The following is a 427-nucleotide window of genomic DNA, read 5'->3' on the forward strand; positions in this document are numbered from 1 at the left end:
GGAACAGTGGCCGGTTAATTATTGGATTACCCGGCCGGTCGCGTCGGAATCTGCAATCTCCAGGAGCTGTCGAAGACACACGAGACGATCTCGAAGGCCAAGACGCAGACCTGGCACCGTATCCTGACGCATTATCTCCCGCTGTATTTCCCGGAGATCGGCCGCTTCGCCGGCAATAGCCGCTCGGATTGGTTCCTGGCACTGATCGAGCGCTTCCCGACGCCCGGCAGTATCCTCGCGCTGGAGCGGGAAGCGTTCGTGACGGAGGCCTGGCCTCTGGTCGGCCGCTAGGTCTCCAAGGCGCGGCTGATCAACGACATCTACGAGACGGCCTGCTCATCGATTGCATTGCCCGTGCCGGAGGAGAGCACCGCGATCACGATGTTCCGGATGATCATTGCCCAGGCGCGGGGCCTGATCCGGGAGC

The 427-nt window shown here is 62.3% G+C and carries 1 pseudogene; it reads left to right on the forward strand.

Going from position 1 to position 427, the window contains the following annotated elements:
- Positions 1 to 54: 54 nt before the first annotated feature.
- Positions 55 to 427 (forward strand): annotated as a pseudogene (locus AX750_RS19715) (IS110 family transposase); the annotation flags it as partial.

The sequence above is a fragment of the Methylobacterium sp. CCH7-A2 genome (assembly GCF_001557075.1).
Lineage (GTDB): Bacteria > Pseudomonadota > Alphaproteobacteria > Rhizobiales > Beijerinckiaceae > Allobosea > Allobosea massiliensis.